The 2,790-nt window shown below is 64.4% G+C and carries 4 protein-coding genes and 1 pseudogene; 4 read left to right on the forward strand and 1 reads right to left on the reverse strand.

Translation table 11 applies throughout. The features are described from left to right. The 4 genes from HP546_RS28725 to HP546_RS28740 all read left to right on the forward strand — a co-directional run. A partial coding sequence (locus tag HP546_RS28725; RefSeq protein WP_172232802.1) for a peptide chain release factor N(5)-glutamine methyltransferase occupies positions 1-450 on the forward strand: 450 nt, incomplete at its 5' end. Beyond that, positions 444-1,199, forward strand: coding sequence for a molybdopterin-synthase adenylyltransferase MoeB (locus tag HP546_RS28730; protein WP_172232805.1), 756 nt, complete (start codon positions 444-446; stop codon positions 1,197-1,199). The genes HP546_RS28725 and HP546_RS28730, both read left to right, overlap by 7 nt. Further along, the gene (gene murI / locus HP546_RS28735; protein WP_172232808.1) at positions 1,192-1,989 is read left to right on the forward strand and encodes a glutamate racemase; all 798 of its coding nucleotides are present in this window, start codon (positions 1,192-1,194) and stop codon (positions 1,987-1,989) included. The genes HP546_RS28730 and murI overlap by 8 nt, the downstream gene beginning before the upstream one ends. Positions 1,990-2,094: 105 nt before the next feature. After that, complete coding sequence (locus tag HP546_RS28740) at positions 2,095-2,613, forward strand: acyloxyacyl hydrolase (RefSeq protein WP_172232811.1); 519 nt, start codon at positions 2,095-2,097, stop codon at positions 2,611-2,613. Positions 2,614-2,672: 59 nt separating this feature from the next. Here the strand turns inward: HP546_RS28740 and HP546_RS31580 are convergent. After that, positions 2,673-2,790: pseudogene (locus tag HP546_RS31580) on the reverse strand (SDR family NAD(P)-dependent oxidoreductase); the annotation flags it as partial.

Raw genomic sequence — 2,790 nt, forward strand, 5'->3', positions numbered from 1 at the left:
AGTGAGCGCCCGGCCTGGCAGGTGACTGCAGTTGACCGGGTAGAGGAGGCTGCTGCCCTGGCCGAGCGCAACCGCAAACGCCTTGGCCTGGCGAATGCCGAGGTGCGGGTGAGCCACTGGTTCGACAGCCTGGCCGCTGAGCGTTTCGACCTGATTGTCAGCAACCCGCCCTACATCGCCGCTGCAGACCCGCACCTGGTGGCGGGCGATGTGCGCTTCGAGCCCAGCAGCGCGCTGGTGGCCGGCGCCGATGGCCTTGACGACCTGCGCGTGATTGCTGCGCAGGCCCCCGGGCACCTGTTGCCGGGGGGCTGGTTGCTGCTGGAACATGGCTACGATCAGGCAGCGGCGGTACGCGCCTTGCTGGTTGAACAAGGCTTTATCGAGGTGGCCAGCCGCACCGACCTGGGCGGCCATGAACGCATTACACTGGGGCGCCTGCCATGCTGAGTGATGAAGAGCTGCTGCGTTACAGCCGGCAGGTACTGCTGGCCCAGATCGACATCGACGGCCAGTTGCGCCTCAAGCAGAGCAAGGCGTTGATCGTCGGGCTGGGCGGGCTGGGTTCACCGGTAGCCTTGTACCTGGCTGCTGCCGGGGTAGGCGAGCTGCACCTTGCCGACTTTGACACGGTCGACCTGACCAACCTGCAACGCCAGGTGATCCACGACAGTGCCAGCGTTGGCATGAGCAAGGTCGACTCGGCCTTGCAGCGCCTGCAGGCGATCAACCCGGAAATCAGCCTGGTTCCGCACCGGCATGCACTGGACCAGGACTCGCTGGCGGCGGCGGTGGCGGCGGTCGACCTGGTGCTGGACTGTTCCGACAATTTCTCTACCCGCGAGGCGGTCAACGCCGCCTGTGTGGCCGGCGGCAAACCGCTGGTCAGCGGTGCAGCAATCCGCCTGGAAGGGCAGCTGTCGGTATTCGACCCACGGCGTGACTACAGCCCGTGCTACCACTGCCTGTACGGGCATGGCAGCGAGGACGAACTGACCTGTAGCGAAGCGGGCGTGATCGGCCCGCTGGTGGGCCTGGTCGGCAGCCTGCAGGCGCTGGAGGCAATGAAGCTGTTGGCCGGCTTCGGTGAACCGCTGGTCGGCCGCCTGCTGCTGATCGATGCGCTCGGTACCCGTATTCGCGAATTGCGGGTCAAGCGTGACCCGGCCTGTGCGGTGTGCGGCAAACGCGATGGCTGAGCGCTCGGCGCCGGTGGGTGTGATGGACTCGGGGGTAGGCGGCTTGTCGGTGCTCGCCGAGATCCAGCGCCTGCTGCCCAACGAGACGCTGCTGTACGTGGCTGATTGCGGCCACGTCCCCTATGGCGAGAAGTCGCCAGGCTATATCCGTGAACGCTGCCGGCATATTGCTGCGTTCTTCCATGAGCAGGGTGCCAAGGCCATGGTGCTGGCCTGCAACACTGCCACGGTGGCGGCGGTGACCGATTTGCGCGCGTTGTACCCGGTGTGGCCGCTGGTGGGCATGGAGCCTGCGGTAAAGCCTGCGGCGGCTGCCACCCGCTCTGGCGTGGTGGGGGTGCTGGCTACCACCGGCACCCTGCAGAGCGCCAAGTTCGCCGCCTTGCTCGACCGCTTCGCCAGCGACGTGCAGGTGATCACCCAGCCTTGCCCGGGGCTGGTCGAGCTGATCGAGACCGGCGACCTGGCCAGCCCGGCATTGCGCCAGATGCTGCTGGGCTACGTGCAGCCGCTGCTGGCTGCAGGTTGCGACACGCTGATCCTCGGCTGCACCCATTATCCCTTCCTGCGCCCGTTGCTGGCCGGCATGGTGCCTGCGGATGTGGCCGTCATCGACACCGGCGCTGCGGTGGCGCGGCAGCTGCACCGGCTGCTGGGCGCGAGTGATTTGCTGGCCGAAGGCCCGGCCCGCGATACCCGCTTCTGGACCAGCGCCGATCCGCAATCTCTCAGAAATATCCTACCTGTGCTGTGGCATAAGGCCGACGATGTGCAAAGCTTTCCGTTGTGAAAAAAACGTGAAAAACAGCTGAACTATCGTTCTACTTCTGCTTTCTACCGCTTGCCTGACATGAGGCGGACACTAATAACAGCATCAGGAAGAAGGATGTTTCTCATGAAGAAACTGCTGGGCTTGGCGGCGGCTGCCGCTTTTGTTTTGGGGCAGGCAGCATCGGCGCAGGCCGCCGATGTGTCGTTCTCGGCGGGGCAGACCGGTGACTCGACCATGGTTTACCGGCTGGGGCTGCAATCGAACTGGGATGCCAGCTGGTGGCAGACCAGCGTCGGTCGGCTGACCGGCTACTGGGATGGCGCGTACACCTATTGGGATGGCGACGAGACGGCGAGCAACCACAGCCTGTCGTTCGCACCGGTGTTCGTCTACGAGTTTGCCGGGGAATCGGTGAAGCCCTATATCGAGGCAGGGATCGGGGTTGCGGCGTTCTCCAGTACCGAGCTGGAAAGCAACGAGCTGGGCTCGTCGTTCCAGTTCGAAGACCGCATCGGCTTTGGTTTGCGCTTTGCCGGGGGGCACGAGATCGGGGTTCGGGCGATTCACTATTCCAACGCGGGTATCAAAGAACCTAACGATGGGGTGGAGAGCTACAGCCTGCATTACCGCATGGCGCTCTGATTTCTCCCGTATCGTCTCCTTCGCGGGCTTGCCCGCGAAGGAGACGACGCCTATTTCCGCTATCGGCGCGAAAGGGGCCACAAGCTAGTAAGGTCCAGGGTTTCCAGCACCAGCTCTGGTTCAGCCTGCGGCCAGCGCTGCAGCAGAACATCTGCCGCACTGTGCGGTGTCCATTCC

The sequence above is a fragment of the Pseudomonas sp. CM25 genome, from assembly GCF_013179705.1.
Lineage (GTDB): Bacteria > Pseudomonadota > Gammaproteobacteria > Pseudomonadales > Pseudomonadaceae > Aquipseudomonas.